The 695-nt window shown below is 77.6% G+C and carries 1 pseudogene; it reads left to right on the forward strand.

The annotated features are described in order from the left end of the window. Positions 1-695 (forward strand): annotated as a pseudogene (locus AC30CM_RS26955) (primosome assembly protein PriA); the annotation flags it as partial.

Raw genomic sequence — 695 nt, forward strand, 5'->3', positions numbered from 1 at the left:
CTGGGCCCGTCCGAGCGCTACCGCCGCTGGCTGGCCGTGCTGCGCGGCAGCGCACGGTTCGTCATCGGCACCCGCAGCGCGGTGTTCGCGCCGGTCGCCGACCTCGGTCTGATCCTGGTCTGGGACGACGGCGACGACAGCCTCGCCGAACCCCGCGCGCCCTACCCGCACGCCAGGGACGTCGCCATGCTGCGGGCCCACCAGGTGCGCTGCGCCGCGGTGATCGGCGGTCATGCGCGCACCGCGGAGGCCCAAGCGCTGGTCCGGTCCGGGTGGGCGCACGACTTGGTCGCCTCGCGTGCCACCGTGCGGGCCAGGAGCCCGCGCGTCGTCGCCATCGACGACAGCGCCCACACCCAGGAGCGCGACCCCGCCGCGCGCACCGCCCGGTTGCCGTCGATGGCTCTGGACGCCGCCCGCCGGGCGCTGGGCGCGGGCGCGCCGGTCCTGGTGCAGGTGCCGCGGCGCGGTTACGTCCCGGCGTTGGCCTGCAACCGGTGTCGAGCCATCGCCCGCTGCCGACACTGCACCGGACCCATGTCCCTGCCCGACCGCACCACGGTGGGCGCGGTGTGCCGCTGGTGCGGCCGCCACGACACCGCGCTGCGCTGCGCCCGCTGCGGGTCCGACGCCGTGCGGGCCGTCGTGGTGGGGGCGCGGCGCACGGCCGAGGAGTTGGGGCGCACCTTCCCCGG

The organism is Mycobacterium sp. DHQP2018-32-09 (assembly GCF_058148405.1).